The organism is Gordonia sp. (in: high G+C Gram-positive bacteria) (genome assembly GCF_020438995.1).
Taxonomy (GTDB): domain Bacteria; phylum Actinomycetota; class Actinomycetes; order Mycobacteriales; family Mycobacteriaceae; genus Gordonia.
The window spans coordinates 1-21,221 of record NZ_JAGQTN010000067.1 but is presented as its reverse complement, the minus strand read 5'-3'; the positions used below and the strand labels follow the sequence as shown (position 1 = coordinate 21,221).

At 66.7% G+C, this 21,221-nt stretch carries 15 protein-coding genes; 12 read left to right on the top strand and 3 right to left on the bottom strand.

Annotation, left to right across the window (positions count from 1 at the left end; all coding sequences use genetic code 11):
* Positions 1-559: 559 nt before the first annotated feature.
* The gene (locus KDB67_RS05930) at positions 560-1,252 is read right to left on the bottom strand and encodes an SDR family NAD(P)-dependent oxidoreductase (RefSeq protein WP_291013605.1); all 693 of its coding nucleotides are present in this window, start codon (positions 1,250-1,252) and stop codon (positions 560-562) included.
* A 63-nt stretch (positions 1,253-1,315) separates the two neighbouring features.
* Positions 1,316-2,899 (bottom strand): PucR family transcriptional regulator, encoded by a 1,584-nt coding sequence (locus tag KDB67_RS05925; RefSeq protein ID WP_291013602.1) that lies wholly within the window; start codon positions 2,897-2,899, stop codon positions 1,316-1,318.
* A 110-nt stretch (positions 2,900-3,009) separates the two neighbouring features.
* Here KDB67_RS05925 and KDB67_RS05920 point away from each other — a divergent pair, with 110 nt between their 5' ends.
* The 9 genes from KDB67_RS05920 to KDB67_RS05880 all read left to right on the top strand — a co-directional run bounded on the left by KDB67_RS05920 (position 3,010) and on the right by KDB67_RS05880 (position 15,372).
* On the top strand, positions 3,010-4,437 hold the full coding sequence (locus KDB67_RS05920) for an aminobutyraldehyde dehydrogenase (RefSeq protein WP_291013600.1): 1,428 nt from the start codon (positions 3,010-3,012) through the stop codon (positions 4,435-4,437).
* Between the two features lie 58 nt (positions 4,438-4,495).
* Positions 4,496-6,484: a primary-amine oxidase gene (locus KDB67_RS05915; protein WP_291013598.1), complete on the top strand. Its 1,989-nt coding sequence runs from the start codon at positions 4,496-4,498 to the stop codon at positions 6,482-6,484.
* Positions 6,484-7,344 carry a universal stress protein gene (locus KDB67_RS05910; RefSeq protein ID WP_291013596.1) on the top strand — a complete coding sequence of 287 codons (861 nt, stop codon included), beginning with the start codon at positions 6,484-6,486 and terminating at the stop codon, positions 7,342-7,344. The genes KDB67_RS05915 and KDB67_RS05910 overlap by 1 nt, the downstream gene beginning before the upstream one ends.
* Before the next feature lie 61 nt (positions 7,345-7,405).
* Positions 7,406-8,770 (top strand): 4-aminobutyrate--2-oxoglutarate transaminase, encoded by a 1,365-nt coding sequence (gabT, locus tag KDB67_RS05905; RefSeq protein WP_291013593.1) that lies wholly within the window; start codon positions 7,406-7,408, stop codon positions 8,768-8,770.
* Positions 8,767-10,218 (top strand): NAD-dependent succinate-semialdehyde dehydrogenase, encoded by a 1,452-nt coding sequence (locus KDB67_RS05900; protein WP_291013591.1) that lies wholly within the window; start codon positions 8,767-8,769, stop codon positions 10,216-10,218. The genes gabT and KDB67_RS05900 overlap by 4 nt, the downstream gene beginning before the upstream one ends.
* Positions 10,219-10,324: 106 nt before the next feature.
* Positions 10,325-11,887, top strand: a complete 1,563-nt coding sequence (locus KDB67_RS05895; RefSeq protein ID WP_291013589.1) for an APC family permease — start codon at positions 10,325-10,327, stop codon at positions 11,885-11,887.
* 2 nt (positions 11,888-11,889) lie between these two features.
* Positions 11,890-12,888, top strand: a complete 999-nt coding sequence (locus KDB67_RS05890; RefSeq protein ID WP_291013586.1) for a nitrilase-related carbon-nitrogen hydrolase — start codon at positions 11,890-11,892, stop codon at positions 12,886-12,888.
* On the top strand, positions 12,888-13,916 hold the full coding sequence (locus tag KDB67_RS05885; protein ID WP_291013583.1) for an agmatine deiminase family protein: 1,029 nt from the start codon (positions 12,888-12,890) through the stop codon (positions 13,914-13,916). The genes KDB67_RS05890 and KDB67_RS05885 overlap by 1 nt, the downstream gene beginning before the upstream one ends.
* Positions 13,917-13,962: 46 nt before the next feature.
* Positions 13,963-15,372: an MFS transporter gene (locus tag KDB67_RS05880; RefSeq protein WP_291013580.1), complete on the top strand. Its 1,410-nt coding sequence runs from the start codon at positions 13,963-13,965 to the stop codon at positions 15,370-15,372.
* Here the strand turns inward: KDB67_RS05880 and KDB67_RS05875 are convergent.
* Positions 15,369-16,856: an MFS transporter gene (locus KDB67_RS05875; RefSeq protein ID WP_291013577.1), complete on the bottom strand. Its 1,488-nt coding sequence runs from the start codon at positions 16,854-16,856 to the stop codon at positions 15,369-15,371. The genes KDB67_RS05880 and KDB67_RS05875 overlap by 4 nt on opposite strands.
* Positions 16,857-16,993: 137 nt before the next feature.
* Here KDB67_RS05875 and KDB67_RS05870 point away from each other — a divergent pair, with 137 nt between their 5' ends.
* From KDB67_RS05870 to KDB67_RS05860, 3 genes are all read left to right on the top strand, one after another.
* Positions 16,994-17,440 carry a MarR family transcriptional regulator gene (locus KDB67_RS05870; RefSeq protein WP_291013574.1) on the top strand — a complete coding sequence of 149 codons (447 nt, stop codon included), beginning with the start codon at positions 16,994-16,996 and terminating at the stop codon, positions 17,438-17,440.
* Positions 17,441-17,601: 161 nt separating this feature from the next.
* Positions 17,602-19,206, top strand: a complete 1,605-nt coding sequence (locus KDB67_RS05865) for a GMC oxidoreductase (protein ID WP_291013572.1) — start codon at positions 17,602-17,604, stop codon at positions 19,204-19,206.
* Between the two features lie 174 nt (positions 19,207-19,380).
* The gene (locus KDB67_RS05860) at positions 19,381-20,988 is read left to right on the top strand and encodes a GMC oxidoreductase (protein WP_291013569.1); all 1,608 of its coding nucleotides are present in this window, start codon (positions 19,381-19,383) and stop codon (positions 20,986-20,988) included.
* Positions 20,989-21,221 lie beyond the last annotated feature (233 nt).

Sequence of the window (21,221 nt, the reverse complement as noted above, 5' to 3'; positions counted from 1 at the left end):
ATAGACTTGCTCACCGGAATGGTGCTCCTGGATCTGGACTGATTCTTGCTGTGGTAAGCCGAATTATCCCAGGTCAGGGCACCATTCTTCGTTTATGACACGCAATCAGCGTGAAAGGCTGAGGCTAACTTCAGAAGAAGTCGCGGATCCTCCGTAAATCTCTCATACCTTGGTTGGATTTCGTCATCTATTCGAATCTCATCTATGAAATAGTCGAGCACCCGTCTATTTGACCGGCGGGAACCTTGAATGGCCCGTCGGGTATTCTATTCCGCATCTACGTCACGGTTGCCCTGAGTATCGAGGATCTGGTGCCATGTGCCTGCAGTACCTCCTCGAGTGGCTAGGCCGGCGAACTCGGGAGATGTACGTGAAGTTGAGCGACCAGTTGTGCGGTGACTGGTGAACAGCAAGGCTCAGGTCGAGCGCCCCGTCCCTGCTTCCGGTGGTGTCGGCGTTGGAGGATGAGGGGGTCGTGCTGACGTTCGCCGACCAGACCGCCCATGAATCCCGGCTCTCCCGATCCGGATTCCGGGGTAGGCGGCCGGGGCAACTGCGATCAGGCGTCGCCGTAGACCGGGACGCGGGCTCCGCTGATCGGGGCGGCGTCGGGGCCGGTCAGGAAGGCGATGACCTTGGCGATGGCGGCCGGGCTGACCGCGCGCGAGGCGAGGTCCTCGGACATCCAGGTGCGGTTGGCGGGGGTGTCGATCACCGACGGGAGCACCGTGTTGACGCGGATCTTCTTGGGCCGCAATTCTTCTGCGAGCAGTTCGGTGATCCGGACGACGGCGGCCTTGCTGGTGGCGTGGGCCAGGGGAGCGGCGCCGGAGAGCGCGGTCTTGGAGCCGACGGTGACGATCGATCCGCCGCCCGCGGCCTCGAAACGGGCGGCGGCCTCGCGGGCCGACCACACCACCGAGGCGACGTTGGAGTCGATCATCGCGTTCCAGATGTCCTCGGTGAGGTCGGCCAGCGAACTTGGCTGGAAACCTCCGGCCAGGGTGACCAGGGTGTCGGGGGTGCCGATCGCGTCGATGGCCGTCCACGCCGCGGTGGTCTCGGCGGCGTCGGAGAGTTGGGCGCCGACAGTGTGCACATTGTCGGTCTCGCCCAGCGCGTCGAGGCGCTCACCCGGGATGTCGACGGCGACGACGGCAGCGCCGGTGGCGAGGAACTCGGTGACGACGGCCTGCCCGAGGGCGCCGGCGGCTCCCGTGACGACGACCAGACGCTGCGGTGAATCGGCCATTTCTCTCCTCCGGTATGCGGTGAATGCGGGCCGCGTGGTGTCGCGCCTGCCTTACCGTGCAACTTACCGTAAGGGAGGTCCGCTCCCGTCCTCCGGACCGTGTGCCCGCTGATCGCGCGCGATGATCGCCAGCAGCACCTCGGCGCGGACGCGGGCCGAACCGAGATCGCAGCCGATCACCTCGGCCGCCTTCACGATCCGGCTGCGCAGCGTGTGCCGGTGCACTCCGAGCACGGCGGCCGCCGGTTCCCACTGGCCGTTGGCCTCGAGGTAGGCCCGCAACGAGTCCAGCAGTCCGCTGTCGTGTGCGGCGTCGTGGCGTTCGAGCGGCTCGACCAGCAGCATGCCCATCGCGGTGAGGACGTTCCGGGTCTCCGGAACTGCCAGCAGCGTCCGGCCGGTGATGTTGGTGGCGTCGACGGGCGCGCCGAGCGCCAGCCCCGCCGCCATCCGCGACTCGGCCGCGGCGGTGCGCACCTCGGCTAGAGCATGCGGCGCGCTCAGCCCGATCCGCAGGTGTCGGCGGACGGCGTCGTCGAGGGTGTCGAACAGTGACGAGGCCAGTGCGAGGTCGTCGGTGCCGCGCAGCAGGATCGAGACCGCCGGGCCCTCGGCGCTGAGGAAGAGGTTGCGCGCGCGGGCGGCGAGTTGATCGTCGACGGCCTGACGCAGGGCGTCGGAGGCGGGGGCGTCGAGCACCGTGAGCATCCGGATGCGGCCGGCGTCGTCGGTCGCGGTGCGCAGCAGCCCGATGGCCGCGGCCGTGCCGGTGCTACCGGTCAACGCCAGTGCCAGTGCCGCCCCGTGCACCTGTCCCTGTTCGCGCCGCACCCGGTCGGGGCGTTCGAACTCGAGCACGAGCAGCGAGTTGGCGTGCCCGATGATCAGCTGGTCGATCGGCGACGGGGTTCCGGTCACCTCGACGGCGAGATAGCCATGGGTCCGGGCACCGATCCTGATGGCCTGCACCACGGCCACACCGCCGTCGGTCAGGGGGACGACGCTGCTGTGCGGGAAGGCCCGTCCGCCCGCGCGGGTGATCAGGTGGCCGATGCCGGCGGCGATGGCCTCGGTCTTGTCGTCGGCATCACCGCCGCCCGGACCGCGGGCGGTATGGATCACTTTGGCGGTCCGGTCGATGATGACCGCGGGACCGCCGCAGGCCAGCGACAGTTCGGCGAGCGTGCCGGGGGCACCGCGCACCGCCGTGGCCCGGGTCATCCTGGTCTGGACCCGGGTGGCGGTGAGAACGGACTCGTACTGCTGATGGGCCAGGCGGTTCATGACCGTCTTGGCCACCGCGACGAAAGGGGTGGCCAGCGGGACCTCGAACAGTGCCAGCCCGCAGTCGTCGGCGGCGGCGATCAGTTCGTCCGGCACCTCCTCGAAGGTCAGCCCGGTTCCGAAGCCCACTGCGGTGACGCCGATTTCGCGTAGTCCGTGGATGTAGGCGGTGCGCTGGCCGGGGTCGTCGGGCAGGCCGAGGCCGGTGGTGAGGATCAACTCCCCACCGGAGAGCCAACGGGCGGGGTCGGGGAGCTCGGTGGTGACGGCAAAGGTGATTTCTGCGGATAGCCCGGCAGAACCGGCTCGCAACCGTAGACTCAGATCCGCCTGACCGAGAAGCCATCGTACGGAAACCGCCACCGCACTCCAATCTGTTGAACACACTTCACCGACGACGGACATTCTGGCAGATGCGCACCCGATGCGCCGTGGTCCAGAGTTTTAGACAGCACAATCCCAGGAGGTATTCAATGACCGGCCGGCTGCAGAACTACATCGGTGGTGCTTTCGTGGACTCCGAATCGGAAGAATCGATCGACATCATCAATCCGGCCGACGAGTCGGTGGTCGCCGTGTCGCCGGTATCGACGGCCGCCGAGGTATCGGCTGCGATCGACGCCGCCGAGAACGCCCGAATTGCCTGGAGCACAAGCACTCCCAAGACCAGAGCTGGTGTGTTGCTCAAACTGGCCGACGCCGTCGAGGAACACGCCGACGAGATCGTCGCGGCGCAGATCCGCAACACCGGACAGCTGCGGGCGTTCGTCAAGAGCGAGGAGGTGCTCGTCAGCGCCGACCAACTGCGGTTCTTCGCCGGCGCCGCCCGGCTGCTCGAAGGCAAGTCGGCGGGCGAATACATGGAGGGATTCACCTCCTACATCCGACGCGAGCCGATCGGCATCGTCGGTCAGGTGACGCCGTGGAACTACCCGTTCATGATGGCCATCTGGAAGATCGGACCCGCACTGGCCGCAGGCAACACCATCGTGCTCAAACCCAGTGACACCACCCCGGAAAGCACCATCGTGCTGGCCCGGATCAGCCAGGGCATCATTCCCGACGGTGTGTTCAACGTGGTGTTGGGCACCGGGGCCACGGGTGCGCAGCTGGTTTCCGACCCGCGGCTGGGCCTGGTGTCGATCACCGGTTCGGTGCGCGCCGGTATCGCGGTCGCCGCGGCGGCCGCCGCCGACGTCAAGCGTGCCCACCTCGAACTGGGCGGCAAGGCCCCGGCCGTCGTATTCGCCGACGCCGACGTCGAGGCCGCCGCATCAGGTATCGCCGAGGCCGCGTTCTTCAACGCCGGACAGGATTGCACCGCCGCGACCCGCGCCATCGTGCACACCTCGGTGTACGACCGATTCGTGCAGGCGGTGGTCGCCAAGGCGGCCACGCTCAGGCCGGGCGGCGTCGACGACGAGGACGCGTTCTACGGCCCGCTCAACAACATCCGGCATTTCACCACCGTCACCGAGAAGATCGCGGCGCTGCCCGATCACGCGAAGATCGAGACCGGCGGAACGCGGGTGGGCGACAGCGGGTTCTACTTCGCGCCGACCATCATCACCGGTGTGAACCAGGACGACGCCATCGTGCAGGAAGAGACTTTCGGCCCCATTCTCACGGTGCAGACCTTCGACGACGAGGACGACGCGGTGGCCAAGGCCAACGGCGTGGATTACGGTCTGGCGGCCAGTGTCTGGGCATCGGACAACGGCACGGTCAACCGCATGACAGCCCGTATCGACGCCGGCTGCGTGTGGGTCAACGGCCACATCCCGCTGGTCGTCGAAATGCCACACGGCGGTTTCAAGCATTCGGGATACGGCAAGGACATGTCGGCCTACGGTGTGGAGGACTACACGCGCATCAAGCACGTGATGAGCGCCAACACCTGAGCTCAGGCAGTTCCGCCCGTATCCGTCTTCGAGCCGGCCAACCGCCAGGAAGCAGAGCATGACCGATCCCGTGTTTCATCCCCTCGATCCGCTGTCGGCGGCGGAATTCAGTGCGACCGTGGAGATCCTGGGCGCGGCCCATGGTGTGGTCGCACCCGCCTGGCGGTACGCCAATATCGAAATGGCCGAACCGGACAAAGCGGCCCTGGCCGCGTTCGACGCCGGTGGTGCGATACCGCCCCGCAATGCCATCGTCACCTGCTTCGAGCGGGCCACCAACGCCACCTACAAGGCGCTGGTGTCGCTCACGGACTCGACGGTGCTCGAGTGGGACCACATCCCCGGCGTGCAGGCCAATTTCACCGTCGACGAGTGGTCGGAGGCCGACGCGGCGCTGCGCGCACACCCCGACGTGATCGCGGGCCTGGCCAAACGTGGTATCACCGATCTGGACCTGGTGTTCATGGACACCTGGACCTATGGCGACGCGCTGATCCCCGACAAGTACAAGGGCCGGCGGATCGGCTGGTCGGATACGTGGGTGCGATCGGCGCCGGGTACCAACCCGTATGCCGGTCCGGTCAACGGTTTTCACTGCGTCATCGACCTCAACACGATGGAACTGCTGGAGATCGAGGACACGTTCACCGTGCCCAAACCCGAGATCATGGGCGAGTACGTGCCGCGGTACGTGCCCGAACGGATCCGGGAGGCCAGCACCCGCGAAGAGCTCAAGCCGCTGGAGATCACCCAATCGGACGGACCGTCGTTCACCCTGACCGGCAACCGGCTGGACTGGCAGAACTGGTCGCTGCGCGTGGGATTCAACCACCGCGAGGGTATGACGCTGCACTCGATCAGCTACGACGACAACGGAACCCGGCGCTCGATCGCGCACCGGATCTCGTTCGCGGAGATGATGGTGCCCTACCGCGACCACTGCGACGACCACTACCGTCGCACCGCCTTCGACATCGGCGAATGGGGTCTGGGATTCATGACCACCTCGCTGGAGCTGGGGTGTGACTGTCTCGGTGAGATCCGTTACCTCGACGCGGTTCTGCACAATAGTGCAGGCGAGCCGTACACGATCAAGAATGCGATCTGCATCCACGAGGAAGACAACGCCGTCCTGTGGAAGCACGTCGACCACGGCACCAGCGAGGTACGCCGGATGCGTCGGCTCACGGTGTCGTTCCACGTCACCGTCGCCAACTACGAGTACCTGACGTACTGGCGGTTCTACCAGGACGGAAACATCGAATGTGAGGTCCGCGCAACGGGTCTCATGGTGGTCAGTCACCTGCCCGAGGGAGTGGCACCCGAACACGGCACGATGGTGGACAACCGCACCTACGCACCGTTCCACCAGCATTTCATCGTCGCGCGCATGGACCTCGACGTCGACGGCACCGACAACACGGTGTACCAGACCGAAACCGAGATCGTCCCGATCGGACCGGACAATCCGTACGGATTGTCGTTGCGGCAGGTCAATACTCCTCTGCGCACCGAGCAGGAAGCCAAGGGCGACATGAACTTCGCCACGCAGCGCACATGGAAGGTGGTCAACGACAACAACACCACCGGGATCGGCGCCCATCCGGCGTACAAGCTGGTGCCGGGGGCGGCGTTCCCGCCGTTGTTCGATCCCGCCTCGGAGGTCCTGGCCCGGTGCAAGGCTATCGAGCACAGCGTCTGGGTGACGCCCAACTCGCCCGACGAGCGCTGGCCCGCAGGCGAATTCGTCAACCAGGGCGGTCCGGGGATGGGCCTGCCCGAGTGGACGGCGGGTAATCGTTCGGTCGAGAACACCGACGTGGTGCTGTGGTATGTCTTCGGCATCCACCACATCACCCGGCCCGAGGACTGGCCGATCATGCCGGCCGACATCGTGAGTTTCTGGCTCAAACCGTTCGGATTCTTCGACCGGAATCCGGCGCTGGACGTCGCACCGACACCGAAGTCGGCGTGCCACACCGAAGCGGCAGCCGACAGCTGCTGTTCCTCATCCGCCGACTCGACCACCGGTCAGGGGTGTCACTGATGCGTATTCTCGTCGCCTACCTAGCGACCCCGGGCGGTGCCGACGCCGTGGCGCTCGGCGCCCGACTCGCCCGCAGCCTCGAAGCGGATCTCGAGATCACTATGGTCCTGCCACCGGAAACCGTCATCGACCCGCCCGGCAACTATGAGGAGCTACTGACCGAGCGTGCGCAGGAATGGCTCACCGAAGCAAAGGAACTCGTCGACGACGACATCACGGTGAGCACGCACATCCTGTTCCATGAATCGTCGGCCGAGGGCATCATCGCCGAGGCCGAGCGCACGGACTCGGCGATGATCGTGGTCGGCGGTGGTGGCGGCGGTGCTCTCGTCGGATCGCTCACCCTGGGCAGCGTCGTCAACGACCTGATGCATTCCTCGCCCGTCCCGGTCGCGATCGCGCCGCGGGGCGCGCGGTCGTCCGGTATCCGCAGGGTCCGGGAGGTCACCTGCGCCATCGGGGAGCGCCGGGAAGCGCCCGAGGTGTTGCAGGCGGCCGTTGACGGCGTCGCCCGCGGCGGTGTGGGGCTGCGGTTGGTATCGCTGGTGGCGGTCGAACCGATCAGCGGGGCCGCCAAGACCGACGCAGAGGTCATCGAACGGGCCCGCCAACATGCCGCCGGTCTCGTCGAGAAGGCGAAAGCGCTGTCGCCCGAGGACATCTCGGTTACCGGCGTGGTTACCTCGGGCCGGCACATCGAGGACGCCGTCAACAAACTCGACTGGCATGACGGCGATCTCATCGTCGTCGGTTCCAGCAGGCTCGCGCAGCCGCGCAGGATCTTCCTCGGCTCCACCGCCGCCAAGATGCTGCGCGTTCTGCAGGTACCGATGGTGGTCGTGCCCAAGGGCGACGACTGACTTTCGCTGCCACACTTTCGCCGCCGAACGACACACAGCAACGTCTTTCAGAGAGGCCACGATGACCACCGAGGCTGATACCACCGCACTCACCTACCGGCTGCCACAGCAGCGAAAACTGGTCACCGAATTGCCGGGGCCGAGGTCGAAAGAGTTCGCTGCCCGCCGTGGGCGTGCGGTGGCCGCCGGGGTCGGCTCGTCGGTGCCGGTGTACGCCGTGGACGCCGACGGCGGCGTGATCGTCGACGCCGACGGCAATTCGCTGATCGACCTGGGATCGGGAATCGCGGTCACCAGCGTGGGTGCCTCCGAACCGCGGGTGGCCGCCGCGGTCACCGAGCAGGTGGGGCATTTCACGCACACCTGTTTCATGGTCACCCCGTACGAGAGTTACGTCGCCGTCGCCGAGGCGCTCAATGAGCTGACGCCCGGCGATCACGACAAGCGCAGCGTGCTGTTCAATTCCGGTGCCGAGGCGGTGGAGAACGCGATCAAGGTGGCCCGGCTGGTCACCGGTCGCCAGGCGGTGGTGGCCTTCGACAACGCCTACCACGGGCGCACCAATCTCACGATGGCGCTGACGGCCAAGAACATGCCGTACAAGGCGCGGTTCGGGCCGTTCGCGCCCGAGGTGTACCGGATGCCGATGTCGTACCCGTACCGCGACGAGCCCGGTCTGACGGGCGAACAGGCCGCCGCTCGGGTCATCTCGGAGATGGAGGTGCAGATCGGTGCCGACCAGGTCGCGGCGATCATCATCGAACCCATCCAGGGCGAAGGCGGATTCATCGTCCCCGCACCGGGATTCCTTGCCGCACTGAGTGACTGGGCCAAGGCTAATGGAACGGTGTTCATCGCCGACGAGGTGCAGACCGGATTCGCCCGCACCGGAGCGTGGTTCGCGTGCGACCACGAAGCCGTCGTGCCCGACATCATCACCATGGCCAAGGGGATCGCGGGCGGCCTGCCGCTGTCGGCGATCACCGGCCGCGCCGACCTGCTCGATGCGGTGCATCCGGGCGGTCTCGGCGGAACCTACGGCGGCAATCCGGTGGCCTGTGCCGCCGCGCTCGCCGCGATCGAGACGATGAAGGTCTACGACCTCCCCGGGCGTGCGGCGCACATCGGCGAGCTGGCGACCGGCAGACTGCGCGAAGCGGCGCAACGACTTCCGTCGATCGGCGACGTCCGCGGTCGGGGTGCGATGATCGCCGTCGAACTCGTCCGGCCCGGAACCACCACGCCGGATCCGGCGCTGGCCAAAGCCGTTGCGGCGCGGGCACTGGCGCAGGGCGTCGTGTTGCTCACGTGCGGCACGTACGGCAATGTGGTGCGGCTGCTGCCGCCACTGGTGATCGGCGACGACACTCTCGGTGACGGGCTCGACGTGTTCATCGCCGCGATCGAGGCGGGTGTGGACGCATGAGTGGTGCTCTGCCGCAGGATCTTCCGACCGGTCTGTGGATCGGGAACGACGAGCGGCCCGCGGCGTCGGGTGACACGATCGACGTCGTCGACCCGGCCACCGGCAAGGTCCTCGCGTCGGTGGCCGACGCCGGGGTTGCCGATGCGGTCGCGGCACTTGATGCGGCCGCTGCCGTGCAGGCCGAGTGGGCGGCGACGTCACCCCGGGCGCGGTCGGTGATCCTGCGCCGCGCGTGGGAACTGCTCACCGAACGCGCCGACGACTTCGCGGCGCTGATGACCGCCGAGATGGGCAAGACGCTCGCCGAGGCTCGCGGTGAGGTGGCCTACGGTGCCGAGTTCTTCCGCTGGTTCTCCGAGGAGGCCGTGCGCGTGTACGGCCGCACCGCCACACCTCCCGCGGGCAATGGCCGCATCCTGGTGGTCAAACAGCCGGTGGGGCCGGTGCTGGCAGTGACCCCCTGGAACTTCCCGCTGGCCATGGGCACCCGCAAGATCGGTCCGGCGTTCGCGGCCGGGTGCACCGTCGTCGTCAAACCCGCCGAGGACACCCCGCTGACGATGCTGCTACTGGCCCGGGTGCTCGCCGACGCCGGCCTGCCCGACGGTGTGCTGTCGGTGATCCCCACCCTGAACTCGCCGGATGTGGTGGCCGCGCTCATGGCCGATCCGCGGCTGCGCAAGGTGTCGTTCACCGGGTCGACGCAGGTCGGCAAGATTCTGATCGAGCAGTCGGCGGGGCAGGTGCTGCGTACGTCGATGGAACTCGGCGGCAACGCCCCGTTCATCGTGTTCGACGACGCCGACATCGACGCCGCCGTCGAGGGGGCGTTCGCGGCGAAGATGCGCAACGGCGGTGAGGCATGTACCGCCGCCAACCGGATTCTGGTGCACAACGCGGTCCGCGAGGAGTTCACCGCGAAACTCACCGAGAAGGTGGCGGCCATCAAGGTTGGCCCGGGCGACGCCGAGGGCGTGAACCTCGGTCCGCTGATCAACGCCAAGCAGCGCGACCGGGTGGCAGGGCTCGTCGATGAGGCGGTGGGTCTCGGGGCTCGCGTCCGGACCGGCGGCAAAGCCGTGCCCGGTGACGGATTCTTCTTCGAGCCAACGGTTCTTGACGACGTCCCGGCGGGAGCCCGGATTCTGGGCGAGGAGATCTTCGGTCCCGTCGCGGTGATCTCCGGATTCGACGCCGAGGACGAGGCAGTGACCAAGGCCAACTCCACAGACTACGGTCTGGCGGCGTATTTCTACACCCGTGACCTCGACCGCGCGATGCGGGTGTCGGGGGCGTTGGAGTCGGGGATGGTCGGTGTCAACCGGGGCGTGATCTCCGATCCCGCGGCACCTTTCGGCGGCGTGAAACAATCCGGCCTCGGCAGCGAGGGTGGTTCCGAAGGTATCGAAGAATATCTGAACACCAAGTACATTGCGTTAACAGGATAATTCGGACAATTCTTTTCATCGCAGGCGACATCGGCGTCGGAGGCGATATTCTCCCCACCATTCACCCCCAAGGGCTCGGTGCCTGAGGCTTATCACGGGAGGCCCTATGGCCACACCACAAGACCCCGCGGTTTCCGGGTCTGCTCCTGCGCCGGAAACATCCAGCAAAGGATTGGCCGCCAATAAGATCGGTGTCCTCTCCGGTGCCATTCTCGGTATTTCGACGGTGGCACCGGGGTACACGCTCACCGCGAGTATTGGACTGATCGTCGGCTCCGTCGCCCTGAAATTGCCGGCGATCTTCATCGCGGGCTTCATTCCGATGTTCCTGACGGCCTACGCCTACCGCGAACTCAACTCCGACACCACCGACTCAGGTGCGTCGTTCACCTGGTCCACCAGGGCGTTCGGACCGTATGCGGGCTGGATGTGTGGCTGGGGCATGGTGATCGCGACGATCATCGTGCTGTCCAATCTGGCCGCGGTCGCGGTGCAATTTCTGTATCTGACGTTGGCCCGCATATTCGATCACGAGTCATGGGCCGATCTGGGCACCTCCAACAAAGTGGTGAATATCGGGACGACGGTGGTGTTGCTGGCGCTGGCGACCTATGTGTCGATGCGCGGCGTCACCACCAGCGAACGCATCCAGTACTACCTGGTCGGATTCCAGATGATCGTGCTGCTGGTGTTCGCGACGGTCGCCCTCGTCAAGGTCGCCACGGGCGACGTCCCCGACGGTGGTGGACTTGCCTTCGACATCGACTGGTTCAATCCGTTCACCGGAATGACCATTTCGGCTTTCGCCGTGGGATTGACCGGATCCATCTTCGCCTTCTGGGGCTGGGACACCTGTCTGACCCTTGGCGAGGAATGTAAGGACAAGGAACGCACCCCTGGCCGCGCCGGATTGCTGTGCGTGCTCACCATTCTCGGCACGTACCTGCTCGTCGGCCTGGCCACCATGATGTACGCGGGTGTGGGTAAGACAGGTCTGGGACTGGGCAACGAGGAGATCGAGGACAATGTCTTCGGTGCGCTCGCCGAGCCGATCATGGGCAGCTTCGGCCAGATCTTCCTGTTCCTGGCCATCCTCGCCTCGGCGGTCGCGAGTCTGCAGACCACGTTCCTGCCGGTGGCCCGCACGATGTTGTCGATGGGCAGTTACAAGGCGTTTCCGGAGAAGTTCGCCGAGATCAGCCCCCGCTACCTGTCGCCGGCCTTCGGTGCGCTCGTCGCGGGCATTGTGACGGCCGTGTTCTACTCGGGTGTGACGTTGCTGTCGGACCGTACGCTCACCGATACCATCGCGGCACTGGGCATCATGATCTGTTGGTACTACGGCATCACCGCCTTCGCATGCGTCTGGTACTTCCGGCATCAGCTGTTCACCAGCAGACACAATTTCCTGTACAAGTTCCTGTGCCCGCTGCTCGGTGGCACCGCTCTCATCCTCGTGTTCGGCATCTCGGTCAAGGAAAGCCTCGACCCGGAAAACGGTAGCGGGGCCTCGCTGTTCGGGATCGGGCTGATCTTCTACATAGGCTTCGGTCTACTCATCCTCGGGGCGATCCTGATGGTGGTGATGCGGATTCTGCGGCCGGCGTTCTTCATCGGCGAGACGTTGCGCCGCACCACCCCGAATGCCCCCGTCGATATCGAGAAGTAGCGATGCGGCTGATCACCGCCCCGGGGGTACCTTCCTCACCGGCCCGCGTCGATCTGCCCGCCCGGGAACCTTTGCGGGTCGGTGCGGTACAGCATCGCTGGCACGACTCACCCGACGACCTGCTCGCCGAACTTGACGAGGGGATCGCCCTGGCCGCGCGGGAGGGTGCGCGGGTGGTGTTCCTGCCCGAACTCACCCTCAGTCGCTATCCGGCCTTCGTCCGCGGCGGCGACGATCCGGGAGCGGGTGCCGAGGATCTGCGCGACGGCCCGACGGTGCGGTTCGCGACCGAGGCCGCCGGGAAACACGGTGTGCTCGTGCACGCTTCGCTGTATGAGCGTGACGGGGCGTCGTTGCACGAAAGCTATGGTGACGGACTCGGTTTCAATACCGCGGTCCTCGCCGGGCCGGACGGTCTCATCACCTATACCCGCAAACTGCACATCCCGGTGACCGAGGGCTATTACGAGGACACCTATTTCCGCGGCGGTCCGGTCGGCGCGGATCCGACCGGCCGACAGGCGTATCCGGTGCACACCGTCGATGCTCTCGGCGGCGCGCGCATCGGTATGCCGACATGCTGGGACGAATGGTTTCCCGAAGTGGCGCGGATGTATTCGCTGGCCGGCGCCGAGATCATCGTGTACCCGACGGCGATCGGCTCCGAACCCGGGCACCCCGGTTTCGACACACAGCCGCTGTGGCAGCAGGTGATCGTCGGCAACGGAATCGCCAACGGCACGTTCATGATCGCTCCGAACCGGCACGGCGACGAAGGTGCGATCACCTTCTACGGGTCGTCGTTCATCTCGGATCCGTACGGCCGCATCCTGGTTCAGGCGCCCCGAGACGAATCCGCTGTTCTTGTGGCCGATCTGGACCTCGACCAGCGCCGCGACTGGCTCACCCTGTTCCCGTTCCTGGCCACCCGCCGCCCTGACACCTACGGTCGGCTCACCGAACCGGTCGACCCGTCACATCCGCTGGGAGGGAGCAACTGATGACGACGTGGCGGATGCCGGCCGAAAGCGAACCGCACGAACGCACCTGGATGGCGTTCCCGGCGCACGGCTACTCGCTCGGCGACACCGAGACCGAACACGAACAGGCACGCACGGCCTGGTCGACCGTCGCCAACGCCATCAGCGAGTACGAGCCGGTGACCGTCGTCGTCGACCCGACCCAGACCGGATATGCGCGACGGTATCTCTCCGAAGCGATCGACATCGTCGAAGAACCCCTCAACGACGCCTGGATGCGCGACATCGGACCGACCTTCGTCGTCGACGACGAGGGCGGCGTCGCCGGCATCGACTGGGTGTTCAACGGATGGGGCGCACAGGAGTGGGCCGCCTGGGACCGCGATCAGCACATCGCGTCGAAGGTGCTGGCGCGCACCGGACTCGAACGCATCGGATCGACGCTGGTCAACGAGGGTGGCGGCATCCAGGTCGACGGCGCGGGCACCGTGCTGGTCACCGACACCGTGCAACTCGATCCCGGCCGCAACCCCGGACTGACCAAGGCCGACGTGGAGGCCGAACTGCGGCGCACCCTCGGCGTCGGGACGGTGATCTGGGTGCCGCGCGGACTGACCCGGGACTCCCAGCGCTACGGCACCCGCGGGCACATCGACATCATCGCCGCGCTGCCGTCGCCGGGCGCGGTCATCTACCACGATCAGCGCAACCCGGATCATCCCGATCACGCCGTCTCGGCCCAGATCCGGGCGACTCTGGAACACGCCGTCGACGATGCCGGACGGTCCTTCGAGATCATCGCCGTGCCCGCCCCCGAACACCTCACCGACGACGAGGGTTTCGTCGACCACAGCTACATCAATCACTACGTCGCCAACGGCGCGGTCATCGCCTGCTCCTTCGACGACCCCGCCGACGCCGAGGCCGCCGAAATCCTGGGTTCGGTGTATCCGGGCCGCGACGTGGTCACCGTCGACGCCCGCGCCATCTTCGCCCGCGGCGGCGGCATCCACTGCATCACCCAGAATCAACCCAGCGGGGTGCGATAGTCCGCCCGGCGCACGGGTACGGCCTCGGTTCGGGCAGTATTGAACGATGGTCACAGTGCGTCGGGATACGGAATCCGTACAACCGATCGCATTGATCTACACGGCACTCTCGTCGTCGATCGTGGCCTCGCTCGGCATGCTGCTGGTGCCCACCATCTCGCGGGAACTCGACGTCGCGGTGAGTACGGCACAGTGGACGCTCACCATCAACCTGCTGGTCGGGGCGGTGGTCACGCCGGTGATGGGGCGCCTGAGCGACGGCCCGCACAAGAAGCGGCTGCTTATCGTGTCGTTGCTGATCATCATGGCCGGGTCGGCGCTGGCCGCATGCGCACCCAACTTCCCGGTGTTCCTGGCGGGCCGGGCGATGCAGGGTCTGACTTATGGCATCGTGCCGGTGACCATCGCGATCGCCCGGCGGTATCTGCCACCCGAGCGCCTGGCCGGCGGTATCTCGTCGTTGTCGGTGACGGTCGCGACGGGCCTGGGTCTCGGCTATCCGCTGACCGGTTTGCTCGCCTCGGACTTCGGTTTCCGCACCGCGTTCTGGTTCGCGGTAGTCTTCATCGCCTCGGCCATCGCCGTCGCGTGGTGGACGATTCCTGACGGCCCCGACGACCAGGCGCCGCGACGGCCGTTCGACCTGCGCGGCGCCGGACTGTTCGGTGCCGGACTGGCGGCGCTGCTCATCGGAATCAGCCAGGGCCCGGACTGGGGCTGGGCGTCGGTGTGGTCGGTGGTGACCATTGGCGGTGCGCTGATCCTCCTGACGATCTGGGTGCTGGTGTCGCTGCGCACCCCGCACGCCATGGTCAACCTGCGGGTGATCCGTCGTCCCGACGTACTGCTGGCCAACGGCGCGGCCATCGGGCTGGGCATCGCGATGTATATGGGCCTGTCGATCATCAGCCTCGTCGCGCAGGCCCCCGAGAGCACCGGCTTCGGGCTTGCGGTGCCCGTGCTGTGGGCCGGTTTCGTGATGCTGCCGCTGTCGGTGGGCAGCTTCGCCGCCAACCGGGTCGTCCGCGCCCTGTCGCGACGGGTGTCGCTGACGACATTCCTGCCGATCGGCGCGAGCGTGCTGACTGCTGCGGCGTTCGTGATGTGGCTGGCGCACAACCATCTGTGGGAGCTGATGGCGAGCCAGTTCTTGTTCGGCGTCGGCATCGGCACCACCTACGCCGCCATGCCCGGACTCATCGCGCGCAGCGTCGTCACCGAGGAACTGGGCAGCGCCGTCAGCTTCAACCAGGTGCTGCGCACACTCGGCGGCGCGCTCGGCAGCGCCCTGTCGGGGGCGGTCCTCACCGCACACGCGGTGACCGCGGGCGGACCTCCGTCAGAGGCCGGCATCCGGCTGGCACTGGCCATCAGCGCCGCCGGCTGTGCCGCGGTGTGCGTGGCGCTGATCGTCAACCTGCTCCGCGGCGGGGTCCGCGAACCGGCGGAATACTAGGCTCCTGCGACCGTCGACTCGGCGGGTGCTTGCGGGGTGATCGCCACCGGCTTGGTGCGTGGCACCAGGGCCGTGATGGCCACACCGATGAAGGCGGCGATCGCGCCGATCAGGAAGCACCAGGTGAACGTCGAATCCGCCGGGAAGCTGACGCCGCCGACGTCGATGCTCGACGAGGTGAGCACCAGGGCCATCACCGCTGACGCCGAGGTGGTGCCCACCGATCGCATCAGCGAGTTGAGACCGACGGCCGCACCGGCCTCCGACAGCGGGACGCTGCCCAGGATGAGGGTGGGCATCGCGGCATAGCCGATGCCGACGCCCGCGGCGCACACCATCGACGCCAGCATCAGCTGCCAGGTCGAGCCCATCATGAAAGCGGCGAACAGGTAACCGATACCGAGGACCGTTGCACCGAGCATCAGCGTGTACTTGGGGCCGATCCGGTTGATCAGCGTGGCCGAGACGGGCGCGAACACCATCATCATCAGGCCGCCGGGCGCCATCCACAAACCTGCTTGCAGGATCGTCTGGCCCAGGCCGTATCCGGTGGTCTTGGGTGATTCGAGCAGCAGCGGCACGACGATGGACTGCGCCATCATGCCGAAACCGATGGCCACACCCGCGATGTTGCAGAACAGCACCGCCGGCCGGGCGCTGGTGCGCAGGTCGACGAGCGGGTTGCGGTGGCCGAGTTCGTAGTGGCCCCAGAGGGCGAACACGACGACACCCGCGGCCAGCATGCCCAGCGTCGTGGCACTCGACCAGCCCCAATCGTTGCCCTTGGTGATCGCTGTCAGCACCAGGATCAGGCCCGCCGACAATCCGATGGCGCCACCCCAGTCGAGGCGGCCACCGACCGCGTCCTGCACGGACGGCACGACGAACGCCGTCAGCGCCAGCATGAGCGTGGCGAGTGCCGCCGATGCCCAGAACAGGACGTGCCAGTCGCCGGACTCGTAGATCGCGGCGGCCAGCGGCAGGCCGATCGCACCACCCACACCCATCGTCGCCGACATGGTGGCGACGGCGACCGACGTCAGCCGGGGCGGGGTGACCTCGCGCATCAGGCTGATCGCGACCGGGATGAAACCCATCGCCAGACCCTGGACCGCGCGCCCCACGACCATCGGGACCAGGCTCGATCCGACGGCGCAGATCACCGAACCGAGCACCAGCAGGGCGGCGCTCACCAGCAGCACCCGCTTCTTGCCGAACATGTCGGCCAGGCGCCCGGCGATCGGCATGGCCACCGCCGCCGCGAGGAGGGTGGCGGTGATGACCCACGACGCGTCGGTGCGTGAGGCGCCCAGCAGTGCCGGGAGTTCGGGCTGCAGCGGTACGACGAGCGTCTGCATCAGCGAGGCGACGAGACCGCCGAAGCAGAGCGTCGCGACGATCAGGACGGCGTTGGGGGCCGATGCCGCCTCGTCCGCGACAACCAGGTTCTTTTCCGGTGTGGCATCCCCGGTGTGCTCCGACATGGCACCTCCTTTAGGTGTGCATAGTACATATGTAACCTACATATCGGAATCCGGATTGGCAGGGTGAACGCCGCCGCAGGCACAATGTCCGAAATGTTCGCTGATGGAATCAAGGCCGATGGAATCAAGGGGGTGCGATGACGATCTCCCCTTGGGCTTCACAGCAGATCCATGACCTCGTCGACGAACTACAGCGATTGAACCGGCGCAAGGCCAATACCTTCGCCGGCGCGATCCTGGAAGCATCGGCGTTCAATATCCTCTGGCGGCTCTGGGAAGGGCCGAGGACTCTGCGTGAGCTCTCCGTCGAACTCGAACTCGAACAGTCGACCGTGAATCGCCAGGTCAACGCTGCGATCAAGCATGGTTACATCGAGCGATTCGCCGTCGAGGGCAGCGCCAGCAAGATGCTGCGGCCCACCGATGCGGGTCGGGCGGCGTTCGAGCATGACGGTGATCTGCGCGCCGACCGGTTGCGCCGCGTCTTCGACGATCTGGCTCCCGGCAGTCCCGAGGCGCTGCTGCGCGAGTTACGTGCCTACAACGACGCCTACGAGCGGGCGGTGCGCGCCGAGGGGCTCTGATCCGGCCGTACCTAGTCGGGGCGACCACATTTGTGGCGTGGAAGGGGTTGCCAATACGGGTTACGCTCCGGTAAGTTCTCTACAGAGTTTATGGAGCCGTGTGGCCCCAGGGTGAAATATGCCCCAGAGCCGGTCGTGGTTCAGGGTGGGATCGGAGTGGAATGTCGGGAGTGGAAAAGCCACAGACGACGCGTCGTACGTTTCTCAAGGGTGCCGCTGCGGTAGGTGCCGGTGTCGCCGGTGCGCAGTTCATCCCGGGAGTGGGACCGGCGACGGGTGCCCCGCGGGTGCGTACCGACCGTTCCGAGCAGCGTGCCATCGTCATCGGTTCCGGCTTCGGCGGCGGCGTGGCGGCGCTGCGGCTGGCCCAGGCGGGTGTGAACGTACTGGTCCTCGAACGCGGGCGGCGCTGGCCGACCGGCCCCAACGCCCGCACCTTCCCGACGGCCAAGACCATGGACCGGCGCGTCATGTGGCACAAGTCCGCGCCCAACCTGTTCGGCCGGCCGTTCGGCACCGACCCGTACGTCGGCCTGTTCGAGACTGTCGTGAGTCCCACGATGTCGGCGGTGTGCGCGGCCGGTGTCGGCGGCGGGTCGCTGGTGTACCTCGGCATGACCCTGCAGCCCAAGCGGTCGGTGTTCAACGCCTGGTTCCCCGACGCCCTCGACTACTCGACGATGGACCGCGTCCACTACCCGCGGGTGGCCCGGATGCTCAAGGCCAACGTCGCACCCGATGCGCTCATCAACTCGCACGCCTACCGCGGCGCCCGCGAATTCGCCAAGCGAGCCCGCCGGGCCGGGATGCCGGTGGAGAAGCTGGCCGCCCCGATCGACTGGAACTACGCGATCGCCGAGAACCACGGACGGATGCGGCGGTCCTACACGATCGGCGACACCCTGTTCGGTGTGAACAACGGCGGCAAGCACAGCATCGACGCCACCTACCTGCGGCAGGCCGAGGCCACCGGCCGGGTCACCGTCGCCACCCAGCACGAGGTCACCAGCATCGCCCGCGGCCGCGACGGCAAGTGGATCGTGAACGTGAGCCGTACCGACAAGTTCGGCCGGGTGGTCGGTCGCAAGGTGTACACCACCAGGGCGCTGATCCTGGCCGCCGGCAGCCTCAACACCAGCAAGCTGCTGGTCAAGGCAAAGCGGACCGGAGCCATCTCCAACCTGCCCGACGGCGTCGGCCACGGCTGGGGCACCAACGGCGACCGCACTTTCTCGTGGACGGGCATCACCGCTGATCTGGGCGTCCCGCAGGGTGGGCCCGTCGTCTACGGCTCGCAGAACTGGGCCAATCCGCGTACCGCCTACACCATCGTGCAGGCCGCAGCACCGCAGTTCATGGGTGTCGACGGCCGCAGCACGATGCTGTTCGGATACGGCGCCAGCGGAACCCGTGGCAGTATCGGCGTCGACCCGCTGACCGGCAATCCCACCATCGCCTGGCCGTTCGGCGGCGACGCCGGGGTCGCCGGCCGACTCAACAACGCCGCCCACCGCATCGGCGGCATCGACCCGGTCGCCGACCTGAACCTGGTCACCCCGTTCACCTGGCATCCGCTCGGCGGCGCCAACATGGGCGTGGTGTGCGACCTCGAAGGGCGGGTGCGCGGCCAGAAGGGCCTGTACGTGCTCGATGGTTCGCTGCTGCCCGGCACCGCTGCCGCGTGCAACCCGTCGATGACCATCGCCGCCGTCGCGGAGCGGGCGATGGACCGGATCGTCGCACGCGACGTCGGTTCCGTCATTTGATCGGGTTCGCCGGAGTTATTTGCTAATTTGAATGTGGCGTACATCACAGTGACGGAAGGCGCGGGGGCTGACAAGGTTACTGCGAAGTAGAACGAGTTCTAGTATTCGTTTTTCGCTTCCGGGTGGACTTGCCCTCCGCCCGGCTTGTCCGGTCCATCGCTTCTGGAGTGTCGAATGCCGTCTGTAGTACCCACCTCGTCCCGTCGTTCCGTCCTCACCGGTGCCGCTGCCGTCGGTGTGGGTGCCGTTGCGGCACAGTTCATTCCGAACGTAGGGTCGGCATCGGCGGCGCCGTCGCGGCGGGTTCGGACCACGCGCGAGGAACATCGGGTGGTGGTCGTGGGCTCCGGCTTCGGCGGCGGCATCTCGGCGCTGCGGCTCGCGCAGGCGGGTGTCGACGTACTGGTTCTCGAACGCGGCCGCCGCTGGAAATCCGGCCCCAACGCGAACACCTTCCCGCGCGCGTCCGCGCCCGACAAGCGCATCCTGTGGCACACGTCCGCGCCGACCCTGTTCGGGCGGCCCGTCGCCTTCGAACCGTACGTCGGCCTGCTGGAAATGGTGATGGGCGAGAACATGACCGCGGTCTGCCCGGCCGGCGTCGGTGGCGGTTCGCTGATTTACCAGGGCATGACGTTGCAGCCGGCCGAGGCGGTGTTCAACGAATGGTTTCCCGACCGCCTCGACTGGCAGCTGATGAACCGTGTGCACTACCCGCGGGTGGCCCGGATGCTCAAGATCGCCGTCGCGCCCGACAAACTGGTCAACTCGCCCAACTACAAGGTGGCCCGCGAATTCGCCAAACGGGTCCGGCGATCGGGTTTCCCGCTGAGCAAAATCCCGATGCCGATCGACTGGAACTATGCCCTGGCCGAACTCGACGGCAAGATGCGGCCGTCGTACACCAACGGCGACGGTGCGCTCGGCGTCAACAACGGCGGCAAGCACAGCGTCGACGTCACCTACATCGCCCGCGCCGAGGCCACCGGGCGGGTGCGCGTGGCCACCCAACATACGGTGACCTCCGTCGGGCGTCGCGCCGACGGCAAGTGGACCGTGAACGTCAGCCGCACCGATGACACCGGCCGCACCGTCGAGCACAAGATCCTCACCACGCCGACGCTGATCCTTGCCGCGGGCAGTGTGAACACCAGCAAACTGCTGGTCAAGGCCAAGGCGACCGGCGCAATCTCCAACCTGCCCGACGGGGTGGGGCAAGGGTGGGGCACCAACGCCGATCGTATCTACGCCTGGGAGAGCCCCGCCTCCGACTTCGGCCCCGTCCAGGGTGGACCCGTCGTCTACGGCTCCAAGAACTGGGACGATCCCAAGAACGCGTTCACCTTCATCCAGGCGTCGATGCCGCCGATGCCGATGGAGACCGGCGCCACGACGTTGGTCGGGTTCGGCGTCAGCAAGGGCCGGGGCAAGGTCGTCTTCGATTCCGCCAAAGGCGAGGCCGTGCTGCGGTGGCCGCACGAGGGTGACCGCGCCATCATCCGGGGTTTCGTCGATCCGGCGATCCGGAAGATCGCCGGATCGGACGTGCTGATCGACACCACCGGCATAATGCCCAACACCTGGCATTCGCTCGGCGGCGCCAACATGGACGTGGTGTGCGACCTTGAGGGGCGGGTCAAGGGCCAGAAGGGCCTGTATGTCCTCGACGGCGCCCTGATGCCGGGTAACACCGCCGCCTGCAACCCGTCGATGACCATCGCCGCCGTCGCCGAACGCGCCCTCGACGACATCGTCGCCAAGGACGTCGGTAGCATCATCTGAGTTCCCGCGGTGCTCACGGCATGCGCGCATCTCACCGGACCCTTCGTGACCTTCGCTCCTTCGTCGCTTCAGCCTCAGGGATCAAGATGTTTGGTTGCGGCCAAACATCTTGATCCCTGAGGAGCAGTCGCGCGACGAGGGGCTCGGCAACGGGATTGGGGATCTTCTTGATCCCTGAGGAGCAGTCGCGCGACGAAGGAGCCGACCGCGTCACGAAGGGTCCGGTGACCTTT